At 71.2% G+C, this 24,184-nt stretch carries 14 protein-coding genes, 1 tRNA gene and 1 pseudogene; 13 read left to right on the top strand and 3 right to left on the bottom strand.

Going from position 1 to position 24,184, the window contains the following annotated elements:
* Positions 1 to 181: 181 nt before the first annotated feature.
* Positions 182 to 2,848, bottom strand: a complete 2,667-nt coding sequence (locus SCWH03_RS24550) for a DEAD/DEAH box helicase (protein ID WP_173266511.1) — start codon at positions 2,846 to 2,848, stop codon at positions 182 to 184.
* A gap of 78 nt (positions 2,849 to 2,926) precedes the next feature.
* Between SCWH03_RS24550 and SCWH03_RS24545 the strand changes: the two genes are divergently transcribed.
* The 11 genes from SCWH03_RS24545 (at position 2,927) to SCWH03_RS24495 (ending at position 20,240) form a co-directional block, all read left to right on the top strand.
* Entirely contained in the window at positions 2,927 to 3,280 is a 354-nt protein-coding gene (locus SCWH03_RS24545) for an STAS domain-containing protein (RefSeq protein WP_003967428.1), read from the top strand.
* Positions 3,281 to 3,414: 134 nt separating this feature from the next.
* Positions 3,415 to 3,864, top strand: coding sequence for an ATP-binding protein (locus SCWH03_RS24540; RefSeq protein WP_173266509.1), 450 nt, complete (start codon positions 3,415 to 3,417; stop codon positions 3,862 to 3,864).
* Between the two features lie 281 nt (positions 3,865 to 4,145).
* Positions 4,146 to 6,542, top strand: a complete 2,397-nt coding sequence (locus SCWH03_RS24535; protein ID WP_173266507.1) for a sodium-translocating pyrophosphatase — start codon at positions 4,146 to 4,148, stop codon at positions 6,540 to 6,542.
* Positions 6,543 to 6,774: 232 nt separating this feature from the next.
* On the top strand, positions 6,775 to 7,482 hold the full coding sequence (locus tag SCWH03_RS24530) for a small secreted protein (protein ID WP_254076991.1): 708 nt from the start codon (positions 6,775 to 6,777) through the stop codon (positions 7,480 to 7,482).
* Between the two features lie 510 nt (positions 7,483 to 7,992).
* Complete coding sequence (locus SCWH03_RS24525) at positions 7,993 to 9,510, top strand: DUF7059 domain-containing protein (RefSeq protein WP_173266505.1); 1,518 nt, start codon at positions 7,993 to 7,995, stop codon at positions 9,508 to 9,510.
* A gap of 279 nt (positions 9,511 to 9,789) precedes the next feature.
* Positions 9,790 to 9,987, top strand: a complete 198-nt coding sequence (locus SCWH03_RS24520; protein ID WP_173266503.1) for a hypothetical protein — start codon at positions 9,790 to 9,792, stop codon at positions 9,985 to 9,987.
* A 236-nt stretch (positions 9,988 to 10,223) separates the two neighbouring features.
* A complete protein-coding gene (topA, locus tag SCWH03_RS24515) occupies positions 10,224 to 13,115 on the top strand; it encodes a type I DNA topoisomerase (protein WP_173266501.1) in 2,892 nt (963 codons plus the stop codon).
* A gap of 141 nt (positions 13,116 to 13,256) precedes the next feature.
* A complete protein-coding gene (gene tmk / locus SCWH03_RS24510) occupies positions 13,257 to 16,376 on the top strand; it encodes a dTMP kinase (RefSeq protein WP_173266499.1) in 3,120 nt (1,039 codons plus the stop codon).
* Positions 16,377 to 16,959: 583 nt separating this feature from the next.
* Positions 16,960 to 18,177 carry a DNA polymerase III subunit delta' gene (locus SCWH03_RS24505; protein WP_173266497.1) on the top strand — a complete coding sequence of 406 codons (1,218 nt, stop codon included), beginning with the start codon at positions 16,960 to 16,962 and terminating at the stop codon, positions 18,175 to 18,177.
* Positions 18,178 to 18,465: 288 nt separating this feature from the next.
* Entirely contained in the window at positions 18,466 to 20,025 is a 1,560-nt protein-coding gene (locus SCWH03_RS24500; protein WP_173266495.1) for an alpha/beta hydrolase, read from the top strand.
* A gap of 141 nt (positions 20,026 to 20,166) precedes the next feature.
* Positions 20,167 to 20,240, top strand: a tRNA-Thr gene (locus SCWH03_RS24495).
* Positions 20,241 to 20,368: 128 nt separating this feature from the next.
* On the opposite strand, the pseudogene SCWH03_RS24490 reads toward SCWH03_RS24495, so the two are convergent.
* Positions 20,369 to 20,632: pseudogene (locus tag SCWH03_RS24490) on the bottom strand (site-specific integrase); the annotation flags it as partial.
* A 29-nt stretch (positions 20,633 to 20,661) separates the two neighbouring features.
* The gene (locus SCWH03_RS24485; protein WP_173266493.1) at positions 20,662 to 22,311 is read right to left on the bottom strand and encodes an IS4 family transposase; all 1,650 of its coding nucleotides are present in this window, start codon (positions 22,309 to 22,311) and stop codon (positions 20,662 to 20,664) included.
* Positions 22,312 to 23,053: 742 nt separating this feature from the next.
* Between SCWH03_RS24485 and SCWH03_RS24480 the strand changes: the two genes are divergently transcribed.
* Together SCWH03_RS24480 and SCWH03_RS24475 are read left to right on the top strand one after the other, a co-directional pair.
* Entirely contained in the window at positions 23,054 to 23,380 is a 327-nt protein-coding gene (locus SCWH03_RS24480) for a transposase (protein WP_173266491.1), read from the top strand.
* Between the two features lie 5 nt (positions 23,381 to 23,385).
* A complete protein-coding gene (locus tag SCWH03_RS24475) occupies positions 23,386 to 24,129 on the top strand; it encodes an IS3 family transposase (RefSeq protein WP_254077008.1) in 744 nt (247 codons plus the stop codon).
* The last annotated feature ends 55 nt before the right edge of the window (positions 24,130 to 24,184 follow it).

Raw genomic sequence — 24,184 nt, 5'->3', positions numbered from 1 at the left:
GCGCTCTCAGGGCTCTCAGGGCTCTCAGCCTCGTCGGTCCTGCCGTTCGCATCGGTTCCACCGGACTCGCTCGGTCGGCCGGGCAGGCCACCGGAGCCACCGAGGGCAGGGCGGCGGCCGGGTCCGCCTGGCCCGCCCGCTGCGGGGAGCGGGTCCGGTCGTCCCCGACCGGAGACCGGCATCACCCCCCGGGGGTCCCCGGCCCCTCCCGGGGTTCCGCGGGGTGCACCGCCCTCGGCTCCCCGGGGCGTCCTGGTCCCGTCTGCGCGGAGCTCCCCTGCGAAGGGCTCCATGAGGCCCCGGGATCCTCCTGACGGCCTGCCGCCGTCCCGGTCGTCGCCACTCCCCCGTCCTGGGTGACCGGGGGCCGACTCGCGGCCGATGCCCGGCCGCGGGCGGCATCCGGGGCACCACCGAGAAGGACGGTGAGCAGTCGGACGGCGGCTCGCTTGTGGAGCGGTTCGTTGCCGTTCCCGCACTTGGGGGACTGGATGCAGGACGGACAGCCCGCCTCGCACTCGCACGAGGCGATGGCCTCTCGGGTTGCGCCGAGCCAGTCACGGGCCGTGTGGAAGGCCCGTTCGGCGAAGCCCGCACCTCCGGGGTGGCCGTCGTACACGAAGACCGTGGGCAGCAGGGTGTCCGGGTGCAGTGGCACGGAGACCCCCCCGATGTCCCAGCGGTCGCAGGTGGCGAAGAGCGGGAGCAGTCCGATCGATGCGTGCTCGGCGGCGTGCAGTGCCCCGCCCAGTTGCTCCGGGAGGACCCGGGCGGTGTCCAGCTGGTCCTCGGTCACGGTCCACCACACGGCGCGGGTGCGCAGGGTGCGCGGCGGCAGATCCAGTGTGGTCTCGCCCAGGACCTCTCCGGTGATCAGCTTTCGGCGCAGAAAGGAGACGACCTGGTTGGTGACCTCGACGGAGCCGTAGCAGAGGCGGCCGGCGCCCCAGGGAACCTCGGTGTCGGTCTCGAGTACGGAGATGGAGGTGGTGTCCCGGGCGGTGGTGGAGTAGGGCGGTTCGGCCTCCTCCACCAAGGCGACCGAGTCCTCCAGGTCCAGCCGCTTCACCAGGTACGTACGGCCCTGGTGAAGGTGTACGGCGCCCTCGTGTACGGCGGTGTGGGCGGCGGGCTCGTCGACCGTGCCGAGCAGCCGGCCGGTGGTGGCCTCGACGATCTGCACGGGTCTGGTACCTCCGCCGCGGATGTCGGCGAGGTCGGCGGCCCGCTCCCGGCGTGTCCAGTACCAGCCGGCGGTGCGTCTGCGCAGCAGCCCGGCGCTCTCCAGCTGGGGCAGTAGTCCGGGGGCGGCCGGACCGAACAGTTCCAGGTCCTGTTCGGTCAGGGGCAGCTCCGCCGCGGCAGCGCAGAGATGCGGCGCCAGGACGTAGGGGTTGTCCGGGTCGAGCACGGTGCACTCGACGGGCTGCTGGAACAGGGCCTCGGGGTGGTGGACGAGAAACGTGTCCAGCGGGTCGTCACGGGCGACCAGGATCGCGAGGGCGCCCTGCCCGGAGCGGCCGGCTCGGCCCGCCTGCTGCCAGAGCGAGGCGCGGGTACCGGGGTAGCCGGCGATGAGGACGGCGTCCAGGCCCGAGACGTCGACGCCCAGTTCCAGGGCCGTGGTGGCTGCCAGGCCGAGCAGTTCGCCCGAGTGCAGCGCACGCTCCAGCACGCGCCGCTCCTCCGGGAGGTAGCCGCCCCGGTATGCGGCGACACGCCGTGCGAGGTTCCGGTCGACCTCGGCCAGCCGCTCCTGGCTGATGACCGAGACCAACTCGGCGCTCCGGCGCGAGCGTACGAAGGCGACCGTGCGGACGCCCTGTACGGCCAGGTCGGTCAGCAGGTCCGCGGTTTCCGCGGTGGCGGTGCGGCGCACCGGGGCCCCCTTCTCCCCGTGCAACTCGGTGAGCGGCGGTTCCCAGAGGGCGAAGACGAGTTCACCGCGTGGCGAGGCGTCGTCCGAGACCGCGGTCACCGGCAGTCCGGTCAGACGGGCGGCCGCGGCGGCGGGGCCGGCCGATGTCGCCGAGGCCAGCAGGAACACCGGATGGGCGCCGTATCGGGCGCATACGCGACGCAGCCGGCGGAGCACCTGGGCGACGTGGGACCCGAAGACGCCCCGGTAGCTGTGGCACTCGTCGATCACGATGTAGCGCACTGAGCGCAGGAAGGAGGACCAGCGGGAGTGCGACGGGAGTATGCCGCGGTGCAGCATGTCGGGGTTGGTGAGGACGAGGTTCGCGTGGTGGCGGATCCACTCGCGTTCCTCGACGGGGGTGTCTCCGTCGTACACGGCCGGTCGTACCCGCTTGCCGAGCGGCGAGGCGAGCTCCCGCACGGCGCGGCACTGGTCGGCGGCCAGGGCCTTCGTCGGGGCCAGGTACAGGGCGGTGGTGCCGCGTCCTTCGGGTGCCTCGGAGCCGTCCAGCAGAGTGCTGAGTACCGGTGCGAGGTAGGCGAGCGACTTACCGGACGCGGTGCCGGTGGCGATCACGACCGACTCGCCGTCCAGGGCGTGCCCGGCGGCCGCTGCCTGGTGGGCCCAGGGGGCCTCGATTCCCGCCCGCTGGATGGCGTTGATCACTTCCGGGCGGATGCGGTGCGGCCAGACTGCATGGCGACCCGGCCTTGGGGGCAAGTGCTCCGTATGAGTGATGCGCGCAGCCCGGCCCGCCCCCGCGGCGAGCCGGTCGAGGACCGTACCGGGGCAGGGGCGGGCTTCCCCGCTCTCGGAGGGTCGTCTGGGTCGGTGATTCATGGCCATCGGCTCCGAGTGTGTCACCGGCGTGACGGACAATGGTCCCAAGGCGTCGTGCATGGCTGCGGGTAAGTGATTGAATGCCATGGCGGCTGGCGATCCGTCCCCTCGCTCCGCCGCGGAGACCGAGGGGCGACCGCTCGATAGCAAGGTGCTGGAGGATCCGTGGACCTGTCCCTGTCGACTCGCAATGTGTCCGGCCCAGGCGGCGACCGCACGGTCGTCGAGGTCGGTGGCGAGATTGATGTGTATACCGCGCCCAAGCTGCGCGAGCAGTTGGTCGAGTTGGTGAACGACGGCAGCTACCACCTGGTCGTCGACATGGAGGGCGTGGACTTCCTCGACTCGACCGGTCTCGGCGTGCTCGTGGGCGGTCTGAAGCGCGTACGTGCGCATGAAGGCTCGCTGCGCCTGGTCTGCAACCAGGAGCGCATTCTCAAGATCTTCCGGATCACTGGTCTGACCAAGGTGTTCCCCATCCACACCACGGTCGACGAGGCCGTCGCGGCGACCGACTGAGTCGCCAGGGGTTCCCCGGGGCTCCGGTCCGTCCGGAGACTCCGGGGAGTCCGGAAGGAAGGCCAGGGTGCCGGGCATCGGCCCGGTGCCCCTGAGAAGCACGCTCGCACGCTCGTACGTCCGAGGGGGACCGCATGGCCACCGTTGAACTCCGCTTCAGTGCTCAGCCCGAGCATGTCAGGACGGCACGCCTGGTGGCGGCCGCCGTGGCGCGGCGGGCGGGGGTGGACGACGCGGTGCTGGACGAGGTCAGGCTCGCCGTCGGCGAGGCGTGCAGCCGTGCGGTGGGGCTGCACCGCAGTCACGGCGTGACCGCTCCCGTGCGTGTCCTGCTCACCGAGGAGGAGAAGTCCTTCTCGATCGAGGTCGGCGACGAGGTGCCCGCGTCGGGCGGTTCCGGGGGCTCCGGCGCCGGGCAGCACGGTGCCGGCCCCGAGGGCGACCGTGAGGACGCCGACGGCCGCGACCAGATGGGGCTCGCGGTGATCAGTGGGCTCGTCGACGACGTCGAGGTGACGACGGGTGGGCAGGGAGGCGTCATCCGGATGAGCTGGCCGACGAATCCGGCCACGATCGTGTCATGACCCGATGATCTTTCCGGGTGTGCCGCGCTGACGGCGGCATATTCGGTATGTGTGGTCACCCTTGCGAGAGGCCCTGCCGAGCAGGGCTTTTTCCTTTTCTGTCGATCATTGGTCAACCGTCAATGCTTTTGCCCCATTACCGCTTTCAGGGGCAATCCTGAACCACGATCGTTTGGTGAGGGGCGTACGAAGGTCAATTCCCATGGTCGCGCACTGTTTTGATCAGGTTCCGCTCCCTACAATCCGTCCACATCTTGAGCTCTGAACGTCAAGGAGGACGAATGGCGGGGCTCTTCAACCCGACTCTGACCGAACCCACTTCCCTCGCGGCTGCGGTACTCACTGACGGCAATAGAATGATCGTAATCATCATTGCGGTCATCGCGATCGCGGCGCTCGTCGTCGCCCAGCTGCTGGTGCGTCAAGTGCTGGCGGCCGGTGAGGGCACCGAATCCATGAAGAAGATCGCGGCAGCCGTACAGGAGGGGGCAAACGCCTATCTGGCCCGGCAGCTGCGCACTCTCGGCACTTTCGCCGTGATCGTTTTCTTCCTGCTGATGCTGCTGCCGGCGGACGACTGGTCGCAGAGACTGGGGCGTTCGGTCTTCTTCCTGGTGGGTGCGCTGTTCTCGGCCGCCACCGGATACATCGGAATGCGTCTGGCGGTGCGCGCCAATGTGCGCGTGGCCGCGGCCGCGCGTGAGGCGACCCCGGCGGAAGGGGAGCCCGCGAAGGATCTGACGACCGTCGCGCACAAGGCAATGAAGATCGCTTTCCGCACCGGCGGTGTGGTGGGCATGTTCACGGTGGGCCTCGGTCTGCTCGGCGCCGCCTGTGTGGTTCTCGTCTACGCCGCGGATGCTCCCAAGGTCCTGGAGGGCTTCGGCCTCGGCGCCGCACTGATCGCCATGTTCATGCGGGTCGGCGGCGGCATCTTCACCAAGGCCGCGGACGTCGGGGCCGACCTCGTGGGCAAGGTCGAGAAGGGCATCCCCGAGGACGACCCGCGCAATGCGGCGACCATCGCGGACAACGTGGGCGACAACGTCGGCGACTGTGCCGGTATGGCCGCCGACCTGTTCGAGTCCTACGCCGTCACGCTCGTCGCCGCCCTCATCCTGGGCAAGGCCGCCTTCGGCGATCTGGGACTGGCCTTCCCGCTGATCGTCCCGGCGATCGGCGTGGTCACCGCGATGATCGGCATCTTCGCGGTTTCCCCGCGGCGCGCCGACCGCAGCGGGATGACCGCCATCAACCGGGGCTTCTTCATCTCCGCGGTGATCTCACTGGCCCTGGTGGCCGCGGCGGTGTTCGCCTACCTGCCGTCGTCGTACGCCGAGCTGAGCGGCGTCACCGAGCCCGCGATCAGGGGGCACGAGGGAGATCCGCGGGTCCTTGCGCTGGTCGCCGTGGCGATCGGCATCGTGCTGGCTGCCCTGATCCAGCAGCTGACCGGGTACTTCACCGAGACGAACCGGCGCCCGGTCCGCGACATCGGCAAGTCCTCGCTCACCGGCCCGGCCACCGTCGTGCTCGCCGGTATCTCCATCGGCCTGGAATCCGCCGTCTACACCGCGCTGCTGATCGGCCTCGGCGTCTACGGGGCGTTTCTGCTCGGCGGCACGTCGATCATGCTCGCACTGTTCGCCGTGGCCCTCGCCGGCACCGGACTCCTCACCACGGTCGGTGTCATCGTCGCCATGGACACCTTCGGCCCGGTGTCCGACAACGCCCAGGGCATCGCGGAGATGTCCGGTGACGTCGAGGGTGCGGGCGCGCAGGTCCTCACCGACCTGGACGCCGTCGGCAACACCACGAAGGCGATCACCAAGGGCATCGCCATCGCGACGGCCGTCCTCGCCGCGGCCGCGCTCTTCGGCTCGTACCGTGACGCGATCGCCACGGCCGTCACCGAGGTGAGTGCGAGGGCCGGGGAGATGAACCTGAGTCTGGACATCTCCCAGCCCAACAACCTGGTGGGCCTGGTCCTGGGCGCCGCTGTGGTCTTCCTCTTCTCCGGACTGGCGATCAACGCCGTTTCCCGGTCGGCCGGCTCCGTGGTCTTCGAGGTGCGGCGGCAGTTCCGGGAGCGCCCCGGGATCATGGACTACAGCGAGAAGCCGGAGTACGGACGCGTCGTCGACATCTGCACCAAGGACGCCCTGCGCGAACTGGCCACACCGGGTCTGCTCGCGGTCATGGCTCCGATCGCGGTCGGCTTCACGCTCGGTGTCGGCGCCCTCGGCTCGTACCTCGCCGGCGCGATCGGCACGGGCACCCTCATGGCCGTCTTCCTCGCCAACTCCGGTGGTGCGTGGGACAACGCCAAGAAGCTCGTCGAGGACGGGCATCACGGCGGAAAGGGAAGTGAGGCGCATGCGGCGACGGTGATCGGCGACACCGTCGGCGACCCGTTCAAGGACACCGCGGGCCCGGCGATCAACCCGCTGCTGAAGGTGATGAACCTCGTGGCGCTGCTCATCGCGCCCGCGGTCGTGCAGTTCAGCTATGGCGACGACGCCAACGCGGGTGTCCGCGCGGCGATCGCGACTCTGGCGATCCTGGTCATCGTCGTCGCGGTGTACCTCTCGAAGAGGCGTTCGGTCGCGGTGGGTGACGAAGACAACGCCGCCGACCGGTCGTCGAAGTCTCCGGACCCGGCGGCCGTTTCGCGGTAGACGTATCAGTCGGACGAAACGCCTGCTCACCGTGCGGGTGGAGGGTGCGGTCGACCGCACCATCCACCCGTACGCGGGTCCCCCCGGCAGTTCGGGAGGGATACGGGCGGTGACCCTTGTCTCTCATAGGGCAAAGAGTCTTTTCTGTGCACAATCCCGGCATTCGGCCCGGGATTGTTGTGCGAAGGCCGTGTATCTTCCGGGGCCCAGAGCCTTGGAAGGGACCGATCCGGTGAAGGTGAACAAGAAGGCCGGGGCCGCCGTGTCCGGCGGTGCCGTGCTGGTGCTCGCGCTGACGGGCTGCGGTGGCGAAGACGACAGTGCAAAGGTGGAGGCCTGGGCGAAGAGTGTCTGCGAAAGGGCGCAGTCGCAGATCCAGAAGCGTGCCGCCGCCCAGCAGGCCATCGTCTCGACCTCTGCCGACGGCAATCCCGCCGACATACAGGCAGCCGACTCCAAGGCGTTCGAGGACATCGCCGACGCCAACAAGGCGATGGCCTCGGCGGTGCAGGCCGCAGGCACGCCGCCCGGCGAGGGGCAGGAGCAGCTCCGGCAGGACGCGGTCAAGGAGCTCAACGCCACCGCCACCGCGTATCTCGATCTGAAGAAGAAGGTCGACGAGCTCGACACCAAGGACCGGCAGAAGTTCGCTGACGGCCTGCAGGACGTCGTGAACGGGCTGAAGAAGATCCAGCAGACGGACCAGGTCGCCCTCGGTGAACTGCAGTCCGGCGATCTGGGCAAGGCGATGGGGCAGCAGAAGGGATGCCAGCGGGTCAAGCCCTCGGTCACCGCTTCCGCAGGCGCGAGCGACGGCTCCGCCGAGCCGAGCAGCGAACCGAGCAGCGAACCGAGCAGCAAGCCGTCGAATGCTGCCGGCCCGTCGAAGTCGGCCGGATCGGCGGAGCCCGAGGCGTCGGAGCCCGAGGCGTCGGAGTAGCGAGCCGGTCGTCCGCACGGGCAGGACGGACGGGCGGCAGGCGGACGGGCGGACGGGCGCGACAGGCGCCTGGCGGCACCCGTGGACAGGCCGCTGCGCCCGGCCGCGCCCCCGTTGCCGCCCGGCGGGCCCGGGTCCACCTGCCGTCCGCGACTGGCCGGCCCAGGCACCACGCGTACCGGTCGCGGACGGAGCACCGCGGGCCCCGCCGCCTTCCCGTGCCGCCTTCCCCTGCCGGGATCGGCTTCCCGGAAGCGGGCTCGCCGAGACCGGACTCGGAAGGGACTTCCCGAAACGGGACCCTGGAGGCGGAACTCTTCCGCACCGGATTCTTCGGACTCCCCGGACAGGACTTCCCGTACCGGAAACGGGACCCGAAACCGGGCTCCACCGGAATGCCGGACTCCGCCGATCGGGACCCTGCGGCGGACCGGCCATGTACCCGCCGCGGTGCATACAGCGTCGTGGAGGTGGCGGTGCGGGCCGAATGCCGCGCGTCAGAATGGTTTCGTGAGTACGACCAGCCTCGCCGCAGGCCTTCCCGATCCCGACCGGTCCGCCCGGCTCCGTGACGCCCTGATCGCCGCCGACTTCACCGCCGACGGGCTGCTGGAGCTGCTCGGTGCGCCCGCCTACAGCGCTCTCGCCCGCAGCGAGACGGTTCCCGCACTGCGGGCCACGCGGGGCGACTCCCCGCTGGAGACGCTGGTCCGGCTCTTCCTGCTGCAGCGGCCGGTGGCGGCCGAACGCGCCCGGGACGCCCTGCCCCTTGACGTGGCGCTCGCCGACGGCTGGGTGGCCAGGTCCTCCGACGGCGTCCGGGCGACGGTGGACGTCCGCCCGTACGGCGGGCCGGAAGGGCAGGACTGGTACATCGTCTCCGACCTCGGCTGCTCGGTGGGCGGGGCCGGCGGTGCGAGGGGCCGTGGCGAGCACGTCGTCCTGGGAGTCGGCGGAGCCTCCACCACTCTCGCCGGCATCACGGTCCGCGATCCGGCGGCCTCCGCCCTCGACCTCGGCACCGGCTCCGGCATCCAGGCACTCCATGCGACCCGGCACGCCTCCCGGGTCACGGCCACCGACCTCAACCCGCGCGCCCTGGCGTTCACCCGGCTCACCCTGGCCCTGTCGGGCGCGCCCGCGGCGGATCTCCGCGAAGGTTCGCTCTACGCGCCGGTCGGATCGGATACATACGACCTGATCGTGTCGAACCCGCCGTTCGTCATCTCGCCGGATGCGCGGCTCACGTACCGGGACGGCGGAATGGGCGGGGACGATCTGTGCCGCTCGCTCGTTCAGCAGGCCGGGGAACGGCTCAACGAAGGGGGGTTCGCGCAGTTCCTCGCGAACTGGCAGCACAAGGCCGGGGAGGACTGGCACGAGCGGGTGCGCTCCTGGGTGCCGCGCGGCTGCGACGCCTGGATCGTTCAGCGCGAGGTCCAGGACGTGACGCAGTACGCCGAGCTCTGGCTCCGGGACAGCGGTGACCACCGCGCGGCTCCCGAGGAGTACGCGGCACGCTACGACGCGTGGCTCGACGAGTTCGAGGCGCGCGGCACCACTGCGGTCGGCTTCGGCTGGATCGTGCTGCGGAAGACGGAATCGGATCGACCGTCGATCCTCGTCGAGGAGTGGCCCCACCCGGTCGAGCAGCCGCTCGGCGACGCTGTACGGGCCCACTTCGACCGGGGGGACTATCTGCGCACGCACGACGACGCGGCGCTGCTGGCCGACCGCTTCGCACTCGTCGACGGAGTGGTGCAGGAGCAGGTCGGGCCGCCCGGCGCAGAGGACCCGGAGCATGTCGTGCTGCGCCAGAGTCGCGGAATGCGCCGTGCCACCAAGGTGGACACGGTCGGTGCCGGCTTCGCCGGCGTCTGCGACGGCACGCTGAGCGCGGGGCGGATCCTCGACGCCATCGCCCAACTGATCGGCGAGGATCCGGTACTGCTGCGCGACCGCACGCCGGAGGCGATCAGACTGCTGGTGCGTGAGGGCTTTCTGGAGCCCGCCGTTCCACCTGGCTGACGTGTGCCCGGCCGGTCGTGGCTGCGGATGTGCGCCGAGCTGGGCATGGCGGGGACGATCGTCCCGTACCTCCCCTTGCTCCCCTTGCTCCCTTTGCCCTCCCTGCTCCCCCTTCTCCGGTGCATCCGGTGCATCCGGTGCATCCGGTGCATTGTCTGCACCGGCGCCGCCCCACGTGAACCCAGGTCGCGTTCACCCGGAATCCACGAGGCCGACACCGGAAGGTGCCAGCCTCGGCCACGTGGCTTTCCGGTGCAGGCCGAGCAAGGGGAGACGGGCATGGAGAGCGGTCCGGCGATCTTCGCGGGAACGGTGTTCGCGCTGTTCGGAGCCGCACTTCTGGTATGGACGGGGACACGTGCACGGCACCGGGCCCCGGTCGCGCACGGCGTGAATCCCGCCACGGCCGCGGCCCTGACCGCGATCTTCGGCACCGCTTCCCTGCTCGCCGGCGTCTGGTGCCTCAGCCGCGTCTGAACGCCTCGCGGCTCCCGCCCGCCCTTCTGCTCCCGTTGTCCGCCGGGGGAGTCCGGGCGGCGGGAATGCCCGGAGTCGGGTTACCGTTCGAGTGGCCGTTGCGAGCTTTCGCCGTTTGACACGGGGGCGGGTTGTACCGTCACACTCCGCAGCGACAGCAAAGTGCAGTACGGCCGTACGCCGTACGTTGTACGCCGTATGAGCCCACCGAGCGTCGACCGGAGAGAAGAGCGAAGTTGTCCCCGACCAGCGAGACCGCACAGGGCGGCCGCCGACTCGTCATCGTCGAGTCGCCTGCCAAGGCGAAGACGATCAAGGGCTACCTGGGCCCCGGCTATGTCGTCGAGGCAAGCGTCGGGCACATCCGCGACCTCCCGAACGGTGCCGCCGAGGTCCCCGAGAAGTACACCGGCGAGGTGCGGCGCCTCGGTGTCGACGTCGAGCACGACTTCCAGCCCGTCTACGTCGTCAACGCGGACAAGAAGGCACAGGTCAAAAAGCTCAAGGAGCAGCTCGCCGGCTCGGACGAGCTCTACCTCGCCACCGATGAGGACCGCGAGGGCGAGGCCATCGCCTGGCATCTGCTGGAGGTCCTCAAGCCCAAGGTCCCTGTCAAGCGGATGGTCTTCCACGAGATCACCAAGGCCGCCATCCAGGAGGCCGTCGCCAACCCGCGCGACCTCAACAAGCGCATGGTCGACGCCCAGGAGACCCGCCGCATCCTCGACCGCCTCTACGGCTACGAGGTCTCCCCGGTCCTCTGGAAGAAGGTCATGCCGCGGTTGTCGGCGGGCCGTGTCCAGTCCGTGGCCACCCGTCTGGTCGTCGAGCGCGAGCGCGAGCGCATCGCCTTCAGCTCCGCCGAGTACTGGGACCTGACCGGCACGTTCTCCGCCGGCCAGGCCGGATGGGGGTCCTCCCGGCCGGCGGCCGGCGGGGCCGTGGACCCGGCTGCCTTCACCGCCCGGCTGGCCGCCGTCGACGGGCGGCGCGTCGCCCAGGGCCGCGACTTCGGCCCGGACGGGAGGCTCAAGTCGGACCAGGCGCTCCACCTCGACGAGGCGCAGGCGCGCGCTCTGAGGGCGGCGCTCGAGAACGCGGCGTTCTCGGTCCGTTCCGTCGAGTCCAAGCCGTACCGCCGCTCGCCGTACGCCCCGTTCCGTACGACCACGCTCCAGCAGGAGGCCTCGCGCAAGCTCGGCTTCGGGGCGAAGGCGACGATGCAGATCGCGCAGAAGCTGTACGAGAACGGCTTCATCACCTATATGCGCACGGACTCGACCACGCTCTCCGACACGGCGGTCGCGGCGGCCCGGGCGCAGGTCACCCAGCTGTACGGCGGTGACTACCTGCCCGAGAGGCCGCGCACCTACGCCGGGAAGGTCAAGAACGCCCAGGAGGCGCACGAGGCGATCCGCCCCTCGGGCGACCGTTTCCGCACCCCGGCCGAGACCGGCCTGAGCGGCGACCAGTTCCGTCTCTACGAGCTGATCTGGAAGCGGACCGTCGCCTCCCAGATGAAGGACGCCGTCGGCAACTCCGTCACCGTCAGAATCGGCGCAACCGGTTCCGACGGCCGGGACGCCGAGTTCTCCGCCTCCGGCAAGACGATCACGTTCCACGGCTTTATGAAGGCATACGTCGAGGGCGCCGACGATCCGAACGCCGAACCGGACGACCGCGAGCGCCGGCTGCCGCAGGTCGCCGAAGGCGACCGGCTCACCGCCGAGAAGATCACGGTGGACGGGCACGCCACGAAGCCCCCGGCCCGCTACACCGAGGCCAGCCTGGTCAAGGAGCTGGAGGAACGCGAGATCGGCCGGCCGTCGACCTACGCGTCGATCATCGGCACCATCCTCGACCGCGGCTACGTCTTCAAGAAGGGCACGGCACTCGTGCCGTCCTTCCTCTCCTTCGCCGTGGTCAACCTGCTGGAGAAGCACTTCGGCCGACTCGTCGACTACGACTTCACCGCCAGGATGGAGGACGACCTCGACCGCATCGCCCGGGGCGAGGCCCAGGCGGTGCCGTGGCTGAGGCGCTTCTACTTCGGCGAGACCGTGCCCGGCGGCGGTTTCGCCACGGGGGCGGAGGGAGGTGCCGCCGAGGCGGGCAACGGCGACGGTGACCACCTCGGCGGACTCAAGGAGCTCGTCACCGACCTCGGCGCGATCGACGCCCGGGAGATCTCGTCCTTCCCGGTCGGCAGCGGCATCGTGCTGCGGGTCGGCCGGTACGGGCCCTACGTCGAGCGCGGCGAGAAGGACGCTGAGGGCCACCAGCGCGCCGATGTGCCGGCCGACCTCACGCCCGACGAGTTGACCGTCGAGCTCGCGGAGGAGCTGCTGGCCAAGCCGAGCGGCGACTTCGAGCTGGGCAGGGACCCCGAGACCGGCCACGAGATCGTCGCGAAGGACGGCCGCTACGGCCCGTACGTCACCGAGATCCTGCCCGAGGGCACGCCGAAGACCGGCAAGAACGCGGTGAAGCCGCGGACCGCGTCCCTCTTCAAGTCGATGGCCCTCGACACGGTGACCCTCGAGGACGCGCTCAGGCTGATGTCGCTGCCGCGCGTCGTCGGCACGGACGCCGAGGGCGTCGAGATCACCGCGCAGAACGGCCGCTACGGCCCGTACCTGAAGAAGGGCACGGACTCCCGCTCCCTGGAGACCGAGGACCAGATCTTCGGCATCACCCTGGACCAGGCCCTGGCCATCTACGCGCAGCCCAAGCAGCGCGGCCGTGCGGCCGCCAAGCCGCCGCTGAGGGAACTCGGCACGGATCCGGTGAGCGAGCGTCCCGTCGTGGTGAAGGACGGCCGCTTCGGCCCGTACGTCACCGACGGCGAGACCAACGCCACCCTGCGGACCGCTGACAGCGTCGAGGCCATCACGCCGGAGCGCGGTTACGAGCTGCTCGCCGAGAAACGGGCCAAGGGTCCGGCGAAGAAGACCGCCAGGAAGGCCCCCGCGAAGAAGACCGCGGCCAAGAAGACCGCGACGAAGAAGACGGCCGCCAAGAAGACGGCCGCCAAGAAGACCACGGCGAGGAAGGCGGCGGCGAAGAACACGGCCGCGGCGAAGACGGCCGGGAAGGGTGCGGCGAAGGCGGCGCCCTCGGACACGTAGCGCGGCGCACGCGGCACTCGCGCCCGGCGAGGAGGGCCCCGCAGACGGCGCGGGCCCCTCGGTCGTCTCGGACGGGTACCCGCCGCCTGTTTGTTCGGGCGGCACCTCCGAGGAGCGACTTCCTCCGGATAGGCTGGGCGAATGACGCGAGCCGAGCAGCCAACGGCCCAGAGCCCCACCTCTGAACCCGAAGCCCGTGCCGCCGACGCACTGGCCGCGGACTCACGCGAGCGCGCCGTCCGGTCGCTCCTCCGGGTACCCGCGCTGCGGCGGCTGTGGGGTGCGCAGGCCGCCGGCGGAACCGGTGACGCCCTCGCCCTCCTGGTGCTGGTCCTCCTCGCGCTCCAGACGGCGATCGGCCAAGGGGCCTTCGGCGGCGGATACCGGGGCGCCGCCTTCGCCGTCGCCGCCGTCTTCGGGGTCCGCCTCCTCGCCACGCTGCTCTTCGGGGCCGTGCTCCTCGGTCCGCTCACCGCGCTGACCGCACCGAGCGGACCCCTGGACCGGCGCTGGACGATGATCGGCGCCGACGGCCTCCGCATCGCCCTCCTCGTCGTCGCCCCGCTGTGGATCGGCTGGATCCCGGGCAGCGCGGTGGCCTACGTGCTCGCCACGGCCTTCGCCGCCGGTGTCGCCGAACGCTTCTGGACCGTCGCCCGAGAGGGCGCCGCTCCCGCGCTGCTCCCCCCGCCACCACCGGAGGGCGCGGCAGTCCGCCCGCTGCCCGACCGCCAGGACGCCCTTCGGAGGCTGTCCCTCCGCACCTCCTTCGCGGTCATCCCGGCCGCCGCCGCCGCTCTGCTGGTGGCGACGCTGATCGCCAAGCTGCTCGGCACCGGTGTCGAGTGGTTCTCAGTGCACCAGGCCGCGCTCGGGTCGTATGTGGCGGCGGGTCTCTTCGCCGCTTCGCTGTCCGTCCTGGCCGCCGCCACCCTCCCGGACGCCCGGACGCCGCGCCCCCGGTCCCCGCTGGAGGGCCTGCGCCGGCCTTCCACCGGCGGCACTCTGGACAAGGGCCGTACGGGCGCCGTCCCGCTGCTGGTCGTGGCCTGCGCCGCGATCACCGGGGCCATCGCCTCCGCCGCGGCCGTGTCCGTCCTGCACTCGCGGGACCTGGGCGGCGGCCCGGTCGCCTTCGCCCTGCTCGTCCTCGCCCTGACCGGGGGCACGGCCCTCGGTGTCCGGGGCGCCCCGAAGGTGCTGCCGGCACTGTCCCGCCGCAGGCTGCTCGCGCTGGTGGTCGCCGTCACCGGCGTGTCGCTGCTGGCGATGGGGCTCGTCCCGGACACGGCGACGGTGCTGTTCCTCGCGCTTCTCGCGGGGGGGTCGGCCGGAGTCGCCGCGCACACCGGCCACACGCTGATCGATCTGGAGACCGAGGAGTTCCGGCGCCCGCGGGTCACCGAGCATCTGCAGGCCGTGGTCCGGGTCGCCATCGGGCTCGCCGCCGTCGGCGCCCCGCTGCTCGCCGCCGCCATCGGGCCGCACCGCCTGGCAAGCGGCGACTTCGTCTTCGCCCACGGCGGTGCCGCCTTCACCCTGATGCTGGTCGGCGCGCTGCTGCTGCCCGTGTCCGTGATCGTCCTCGCCAGGACCGACGACCGGTCCGGGGTGCCGCTGCGCCGCGACCTGGCAGACGCGGTCCGCCGCGGTGCGGACCCCGCCCAGGCACCCGCGGCCACCGGTTTCTTCCTCGCCGTCGAGGGCGGCGACGGAGCGGGCAAGTCCACCCAGGTCGAGGCGCTCGCGGCGTGGATCAGAGCCAAGGGCCACGAGGTGGTCGTCACCCGGGAGCCCGGCGCCACCCCCGTGGGGAAGCGGCTGCGGTCCATCCTGCTCGACGTCTCCTCGGCCGGGCTGTCCCACCGCGCCGAGGCCCTCCTGTACGCCGCCGACCGGGCCGAGCACGTCGACACCGTCGTCCGCCCGGCGCTGGAACGCGGTGCCGTCGTCATCTCGGACCGCTACATCGACTCGTCCGTGGCGTACCAGGGCGCGGGTCGCGACCTCTCACCGACCGAGATCGCCCGGATCTCCCGCTGGGCGACGGACGGGCTCGTACCGCATCTGACCGTGCTGCTCGACGTCTCCCCGGAGACTGCGCGCGAGCGCTTCACGGAGGCACCGGACCGGTTGGAGTCCGAGCCGGCCGAGTTCCACGGGCGGGTACGCGCCGGGTTCCTCACCCTGGCCGCCGCCGACCCGGGCCGCTACCTCGTCGTCGACGCGGGCCAGGAACCCGAGGCCGTCACCGCGGTCGTGCGGCACCGGCTCGACCGGATGCTCCCGCTCTCCGAGGCCGAGGTGAGGGCGCGTGAGGAGGCGCGCAAGGCCGCCGAGGAGGAGATCCGCCGCAGGGCCGAGGAGGAGGCCGCCCGAAGGGCGGAGGAGGAGCGTCTGGAGCGCGAGCGCCAGGCGCAGCTCGCGAAGCTGCGCGCCGAGGAGGAGGAGCGCAAGCGGCGCGAACTGGAAGAAGCGCGCCGGCGGGAGGCCGAGCGCCAGGCGGAGGAGGCCAGGCAGCGCGCCGAGGAGGCGAGGCGGCTGGCCGAGGAGGAGCGGCGGCGGCGCGAGGCCGAGGAGAGGACGGTCCGGGAGGAGGCGGAGCGCCGCCGCCGTCAGGCCGAGGAGGAGGCCCGGCTCAGGGCCGAGGCCGAGGAGCGCCGCCGGGAGAAGCAGCGCAAGGCCGAGGAGGCCCTGCTGCGGGCCGAGGAGGCGCGCCGGGCCGCGGAGGCCGCGGCCGCTGAGCCCTCGGCTGCCAAGACGGCGGTTTCCCCTCCTGCGGCGGGAACGGACGACACGACGCGGACGGTCGAGACGCCGCGCCCGCGTATCGGCATGACGCAGGACGACGCGGAGACGGCGGTCCTCCCGCAGGTGCCGCGGTCTCCCGACGGAAGCGGGCGGGGCGCCCCCGGAGCGGAACCGGGGAGCGCGCAGGCCTTCGCGGGACAGGCCGACGAGACGGCGGTGCTTCCGCCGGTGCGGGGCGAGCGGCCGGGGACCTCCGGAGCCGACGAGACCGCGGTGCTGCCCCCGGTCCGGGGCCGGAGCCCCGCGGACCGGGTGCCGCCGGGCCTGTTCCGTGACGAGTCCTCCGCCCGGGCGGAGGAGCAGCGCACCCGCGAGCTGCCCCGGGTCGACGAGGGGCGTACGCGCCGCCGCTCGGACTGGGCGGAGGAGACACCGCTCGACGACCTGCCGACGCTGGCGGACGAGCTGCTAGGTTCGCGCGACGAGGACGACGGGCCCAGGGGGCGTTAGGGCGGTAGTGAGAGTCCCACCCGGCGGCGGCATCGGGAACGCACTCCCCCGTGGTCCTTCGGACATATGAGGCGCGCAAAGGCGTCGGCTCCGGGGGAGCGTGTCCGGTACGAGGACGATCCTTCCGCCGTGCGATCGCACGCACCGGACGCCGACCGCGCTGGCTGCGAGCAGGAGGCGCCGCCGGCCACGCGCCGGGGTGCTCGGCCCCATGCTCGCGGCGCGCCTGGGTCTGTCCCGAGCACCTCGAAGCGGCGCCCGCTGCGCATCAGCTCATACCGGCTGACCGGTGGTCCGGCGTGAACCGGGTGATCGAGGCGAGAGCTTCGGCGCTCTCCCGGGCGGAGCCGGGCGGGCCGGGACCGCGCTGCCGTGAGCGGGCCGGTCGGCGGCCGTGAGCGGGCCGGTCGGCGGCGGTGCGCCCGCCGACCCGGCGGGTGCGGGAGCACCGGTTGTCCACAGGCGGCGGGAAGTGTCCGACCCCTGCTCCACAATGGGAACCCGGTGCGGGTCTTGTGGCGCGCGGCCCGCGACCCATGGCCGGTGGTGTGTGGCTGATACGACGGCGGAAGGCGGTGGCGGCATGGCCGTGTGGGACGACCTGGTCGGCCAGGAACGAGTACGGGAGCAACTCGACGCCGCGGCGCGGGATGCCGACGCGCTCGTCACGGCGGAGTCGGCGGGGGAGGCGGCTGGGGAGGCGTCGCCCGCCGCGTCGCGGATGACGCATGCCTGGCTGTTCACCGGCCCGCCCGGTTCGGGCCGTTCCACCGCGGCTCGCGCCTTCGCGGCAGCGCTGCAGTGCACCGGCCCCGACCGGGCGCTGGGCGGCGCACCGGGCTGCGGATTCTGCGACGGCTGCCACACCACCCTGGTCGGCACGCATTCCGACGTGGAGGTGGTCCGGACGGACCTGCTGTCCATCGGGGTGAAGGAGACCCGTGCCCTCGTCCGCCGTGCCCAGCTGTCGCCCGCGGTCGGCCGCTGGCAGGTCATCGTCCTGGAGGACGCCGACCGTCTCACCGAAGGCGCGGGCAATGTCCTGCTGAAGGCCGTGGAGGAGCCCGCCCCGCGCACGGTCTGGCTGCTGTGCGCGCCGTCCCTGGAGGACGTGCTGCCCACGATCCGGTCTCGCTGCCGTCATCTGTCGCTCCGTACCCCGTCCGTCGGGGCGGTGGCGGACATGCTGGTCGCACGGGACGGTATCGAGCCCCAGGCCGCCAGGTCCGCCGCCCGGGCGGCCCAGGGGCACATCGGCCGGGCCCGCCGGCTGGCCACCGACGAGGCTTCGCGCGCCCGCCGGGCGACCGTGCTGGAACTCCCGCTGAGGGTGTCGGACATCGGCGGCTGCCTGAGGGCGGCACAGGAGCTGATCGACGCGGCGGCGGAGGACGCGCGGCAGGTCTCGGAGGAGATCGACGCCAGGGAGACCGAGGATCTGAGGGCGGCCCTGGGCGCGGCGGCGGGCGGCCGGATGCCGCGGGGCACCGCGGGGGCCATGAAGGAGCTGGAGGACAGGCAGAAGCGCCGTCGCACCCGCACTCAGCGGGACAGCCTCGATCTCGCCCTCACCGACCTCACGGGCTTCTACCGGGATGTTCTCGCGCTCCAGCTCGGTTCGAGGGTCGCCCTCGCCAACGAGGACGTGCGGGAGGCGCTCGACCGGGTGGCGCGCGGCTCCAGCCCGGAGGGGACCCTGCGCCGGATGGAGGCGGTGCTCGCCTGTCGTGAGGCCCTGGACACCAATGCAGCGCCGTTGCTGGCGGTGGAGGCGATGACGGTGTCCCTGCGTGCGGGGTGAACTTCCCGGAGGTTCCCGGCCCAGGGGGCGCGCGGACCGCTGCCGGACACGCCGCCGGTGATCTTCCCGGAGGTTTCGGGGCCACCGGTGCGGAGGTGTCCGGCGGGGGAACCGCGGCCTGTCGAGCGCCCCCTCCGGCGTCGGCCGGGCGGCGGCGCCGTGGGTCTTCACCGGAGTATGGGTCCTGTGCGGGCGCCCATGACCCGTGAGCACATGGGAGTTTCCGGGTGAATCACCCATCCGAAGGGAAAGGGGTGTGATTCCTCTTTGTGTCGATAGGCTCCCAGGATGGACACCAGGCAGTTCCTCAGGACCTCCGGCATCGCGTTCACCACAGCCCTGGGGCTGCTGGTCTCTGGCTGCAGCGGCGGCTCGGGCCCACAGGCGCCCGAACCCTCGGGTTCGGTGCCGGGAGCGGCAGCACCCTCCCAGGTGTCGGCCGCCGCCCTCAAGCCGTACTACGGCCAGAAACCGGACTGGCGCAACTGCGGAGCACCCGGCTTCCAGTGCGCCACGCTCAAGGCGCCGCTCGACTACTCTCAGCCCGACGGCCCTTCGGTCGAGCTGGCCGTCGCCCGGGTGAAGGCCACCGGTCCGGGCAAGCGGATCGGATCACTCCAGGTGAACCCGGGAGGCCCGGGAGGATCGGCCGTCGGGTACCTCCAGGCCTATGCGGGTGTCGGCTATCCCGCCCCGGTGCGGGCCAGGTACGACATGGTGGCCATCGACCCGCGCGGAGTGGCCCGCAGCGAGCCCGTCACCTGCCTCGACGGCAAGGAGATGGACGCGTTCACCCAGAGCGACCAGACCCCCGACGACCCGGCCGAGATCGACGAGCTGAGCACGGCGTTCAAGGGCTTCGCGGCGGGCTGCGAGAAGCGGTCGTCCACGGTCCTTCCGCATGTCTCCACGGTCGAGGCGGCGCGGGACATGGACATCTTCCGGTCCGCGCTGGGTGACGAGAAGCTGACGTACGTCGGGGCCTCCTACGGCACCTTCCTCGGCGCGACCTACGCCGAGCTCTTCCCGGACCGGGTCGGCCGGCTGGTGCTCGACGGGGCGATGGACCCCTCCCTCTCGGCCCGCCAGATGAACCGCGACCAGACCGAGGGCTTCGAGACGGCCTTCATGTCGTTCGCCGCCGACTGCACGCAGCGCCCGGGCTGTCCGCTCGGCACCAAGTCCACCGCGGATGCGGCGGCCCGGATGAAGGCCTTCTTCGCCAAGCTGGACGCCCAGCCGCTGCCCACCGGGGAGAGCCGCGACCTCACCGAGTCGCTCGCCACCACCGGAGTGATCGCCGCGATGTACGACGAGGGCGCCTGGCCGCGGCTGCGCAGCGGGCTCACCGAGGCGGTGAACGGCGACGGCGCGGGGCTGCTGGCCCTCTCCGACAGCTACTACGAGCGCGAGAGCGACGGCTCCTACTCCAATCTGATGTCCGCCTACTCCGCGGTCAGCTGTCTCGACCTGCCGCCCGCCTTCGCCGCCCCGGACGAGGTGACCGCCGCCGCGGCCGACTTCGAGAAGGCGTCCCCCGTCTTCGGCAGGACCTTCGCCTGGGCGTCCCTGAGCTGCGCCTACTGGCCCACGCCCGCCACCGGCTCCCCCCACCGCATCGAGGCCGAGGGCACCGCCCCGATCCTGGTCGTGGGCACCACCCGCGACCCGGCCACCCCCTACAAATGGGCGCAGGCCCTGGCCCGCCAGCTCGACTCGGGGACACTGCTGACGTACGACGGTGACGGACACACCGCATACGGCCGCGGCAGCGACTGCGTCGACACAGCGGTCAACACGTACCTGCTGACCGGAACGCCCCCGGCGGACGGCACCCGCTGCCACTGACGGCAGGGGGCTCACGTCCCGTATGACCGGCCCGGGCCGCCTGATCGCCGGGCTGGTCAGGGGCATCCCGAACAACCCTGTAGACTTGGCGCCGCTGCTGATGCCAGCCGGCTCCCGCCGGACCAGGTCTATCCGCGGCCTGCCGCCTTAGCTCAGTTGGCCAGAGCAACGCACTCGTAATGCGTAGGTCTCGGGTTCGAATCCCGAAGGCGGCTCCGGCAAAGGCCAGGTCACATAGCCCGTGACCTGGCCTTTTGTGTTGCTCGGGGCATGGCGCGTCACGCGGTCGGGGTGCCGCGAGATGGCTTGCGTGAGCGATGCGTGAGCGGAGCGGTCCGGTGCCCTACTTCTTGGGCTTCTTCCGCTTGCCCTTCCTCTTGGTCCTGGCCTCGGCTTTCGCCTTGTCCTTGGCCTTCTTGGCGGCCTTACGGGCGGCCTCCTCCGCCTCGGTCTTCCGCTGAAGCGGGACCAGCTTGGCGGAGGCCTCGGCCGCGTTCTTGCCGACCTGCGGCAGGACGCTCTGGTAAATGTCCCGCGTAATGCGGGTGTCGCTGTGCCCGAGTGTGTCCGACACGATCTTGACGTCGATGCCAGCGGCGAGCATGAGCGGGCGGGGCTTCCCCCAAGGCCGGGAAGTTAGCCTGTTTGTGCTGGTGGCAAGGGGGTTGAGGTCCAGGTTGTGGCTGCGTAGAGGCCGGGTCCGAGCTTGTGGATGAGCCCGGTGTTGGCCCATCGGGACAGTTGCCGATACATGGTGTGCAGGGTGACGTCGCCGAAGTGGGCGGCGATCTCCGCGGGTCTCCACAGCCGGTTCGGGTCGTTCTGCAGCAGGGCGAGGATGCGATGCCGTCGGCGCTGGGCCGGGGCGGTGTAGCGGTCGTCTCGGGAGACGGTGGGCAGAGGCGGCTGTTCGGGGCCGGGTTCGAGGACGGTGACGGCGAGGTCGGTCATGATGCGGCTGTGATCTGGGCGGCCGTCGTCGCGTCGTTCGCTGTAGCGGGACATCGGCGACTTGACCTTGCGGGTGCTGGTCCGGTGGCGGCGGGGCGCAAGGAGGCGGGACAGCACCCGGCGGCCGATCAGTCCGAGGGAGCCTTGCTCGTCGGGAACGATCCCGGCGGCCTGGACGACCTGGTCACGGGCGGTCTGGAGTGCCACGGTGAAGCAGCAGCGGTCGGGGTCGGTGCCGGGGACGGACTCGGCGGCCTCGACCATCACGGTCCGTAGGGCCTGGTAGAGCGTGAGCAGGGCCCACATCTCCTGCTCGAGGCCGGCCCGGTCGTTCGAGCGGAGCTTCCGTCCGGCCATGATCGTGTGGCGGAGTGCGTAGTACGCGCTCTCGTGTTCCCAGCGCTCGTGGTAGAGCTTGATCAGTGCCGCCGCGGGGTGCCGGCGGGCGTCCGTCAAGGTGGTGATCAGCCGGTAGAAGCCGGTGAAGACGGTGCCGTCAGCGCAGGTCACCGTGATCTCGGCGTCGATGACCCGGACGCCCACGGTGCCGATCACCGACAGGTAGGAGCCGTCGTCGAGACGGGCCAGGAGCGGGGTGCGCCGGTTGCTGCGGAGCCGGCCCAGCACCTTCGCGCCGGTCGCGCTCGCCTGGGCGAGGAAGTCGTTGGCGTCGAAGCCCTTGTCCCACAGCACCAGCATGTCCGGCCTCAGCAGATGCAGCAGTCGGCGGGCATAGGCGGTCTCGCCATCGTCGGTGGGGCCGAACACTGCGCCGATCAACGCCCTCGTCCCGGTCTCGACCAGCGTCATCAACTCCAGCGTGGGATAGCCGTGATGGGCTGTCCGCCCGAGCCAGGCCCGGTTGCGGGGTGAATCGGGCACCCGAAGCGAGCTGCAGCCATCGAAGGACACGGTCCGGTAGGCACCGAAGCGCACCCCCGGCGTGGTCGGGCGTGCCAGCGGCCCGGCGAGCACCTCGAACGGTGACCGCATCGGCGCGGCCCCCAGCCGTCGGCGAAGGTCCCGCAGGGCCTTCGTGCTCGGTGAGGCCACCGGTATGCCGGCCAGACCGCTGGTGAGCTTGTCCCAGACCAGCCGGTAGCCGACCTCAGGGAACAGGCACATTGCGAGCAGGAAGTACATTCCGACCCGAGACGGCAGATCACGCAGCCGCCGCTGCACCGTCCGCGTCTCCGCCAGCACCGCGTCCACGAGCTCGAACGGCACCACGGCGGTCAGCTCTCCCAGGTGGCCCGGGGCGAACCGGCCCGCGGCCACGGTCACCTTACGGGTGATGGCAGTCAGCGTGGACGGCAGGGCAAAATGAACCTGCAACGGAGCTCCTCACGTACAAGCTGTCTCGATCGACTGCCTGTACAAACGAGCTCCGTTGTGCTATCGCTTCGAACCCTCAATGTGCTTGCAGGACCTGCGAGAACGCTAACTTCCCGGCCTTGGGGGAAGCCCCCCTCGACGCGTGGCGGCGCTACTGCCCCACCGTTCACTCAGTGAACGCCGATCCCGCCGCCCCTGCGTCGGGCTGAGCCCCGCATCCCCCGGTGACCGTCCCTGCCGTCCCTGCCGTGATCTCGCAGGTCAAACGGCATGCGGCCGGGACGGAAACCGGGGGCAAGACGGCAACGCGATCATGACGATCGCGCTGCCACCGGCAGAACGCTGCCCTGATCCGTCTTGTGCCGTCCCGGGCGTCCTCGCCGTATCGCCGCAGGTCACAGTGCATGCGGCCGGGACGGCAAGACGGATGCGATCCGTCCACTGCCATCGAACCGCAGCCCCACCGCCCGTGCGTGCCCCAAGACGCGCCGCCAGGACGGAACACCGATCCCCTTGCCCTACCGGCCCTGACCTGCGCTTGCAACGGCCAAGACGGCCAAGACGGACCACGCCACCACCCCAGGAGAACCCCGCTTGACCACCCTCTCCACACCCACCCACCGGGACCATCGCTCTGACGATGGGCGGCCGATGACGAACAAGCAGGCTGCCGAGCGGTACGCGCTCGTCGCTGAACCGCCCCGTGTCAGGTAGAGACTCGATTCCGTGAAAGGATTGAGTCATGGCACGACCCTCCCGTTACCCGCTTGAGCTGCGCCGCCGTGCGGTGCGCATGGTCGCTGAGGTCCGCGACGATTACCCGAACGAGACGGCCGCCTTGCAGGCGGTGTCCGACAAGCTCGGCATCGGCTCGCGGGAGACGCTGCGGAACTGGGTGAAGCAGCACGAGATCGACGCGGGGACGCGTCCGGGGACGACGACGGAGGAGTCCGCCCAGCTCAAGGCGCTGAAGAAGGAGAACGCCGAGCTGAAGCGGGCCAACGAAATCCTCAAGGCCGCAGCGAGTTTCTTCGCGGCCGAGCTCGACCGGCCACACACGCGCTCGTAGCGTTCATCGACGAGCACCGGGACCGCTTCGGCGGGGTCGAGCCGATCTGCAGGACACTCACCGAGCACGACTGCAAGATCGCCCCTTCCACCTACTACGCCCACAAGAAACGACTGGCCGCTCCGTCCGCCCGTACCGTGCGGGACACGGAACTCAAGGAGCTGATCCGGCAGGTCCACACCGACAACTACCGTGTCTACGGGGCCCGGAAGATCTGGCGGGAGCTGAACCGGCGGGGCCACACGGTGGCCCGCTGCACGGTCGAACGGCTGATGCGCGAGCTGGGCATCGCCGGCGCCGTCCGTGGCAAGAAGGTCATCACCACGATCCCCGACCAGCAAGCCGAGCGGGCGCCCGACCGCGTCGAGCGCGATTTCGTCGCCAGCGCGCCGAACCGCTGCTGGGTTGCGGATTTCACGCACGTGGCGACCTGGTCCGCAGTGGTCTACGTCGCCTTCGTCGTGGACACCTTCTCCCGCCGGATCGTCGGCTGGTCCGCCGCCACATCAAAGGAGACCCGGCTCGTCCTGGACGCTTTGGAGATGGCGCTGTGGCAGCGCGACCGTGATGAACACCCCCACGTCCGAGGTGAGTTGATACATCACAGCGATGCGGGCAGCCAGTACACCAGTTTCAAGCTGGCCGAGCACCTGGACACGGCCGGCATCGCGGCCTCGATCGGCTCGGTCGGCGACGCCTACGACAAACCGTTGTCATCACACTGCGCTCCTTTGCGATTGTGCGGATAGAGCTGCCTCGCGGGCCGCGATGCGGTCGCTGATTTTGATGCCCTGGGCGGCCTCG

This window comes from Streptomyces pacificus (genome assembly GCF_011766325.1).
GTDB classification, from domain to species: Bacteria; Actinomycetota; Actinomycetes; order Streptomycetales; family Streptomycetaceae; genus Streptomyces; species Streptomyces pacificus.
Note: the sequence above shows the minus strand (reverse complement) of the source record. Positions and strands in the feature narration are given on the sequence as shown.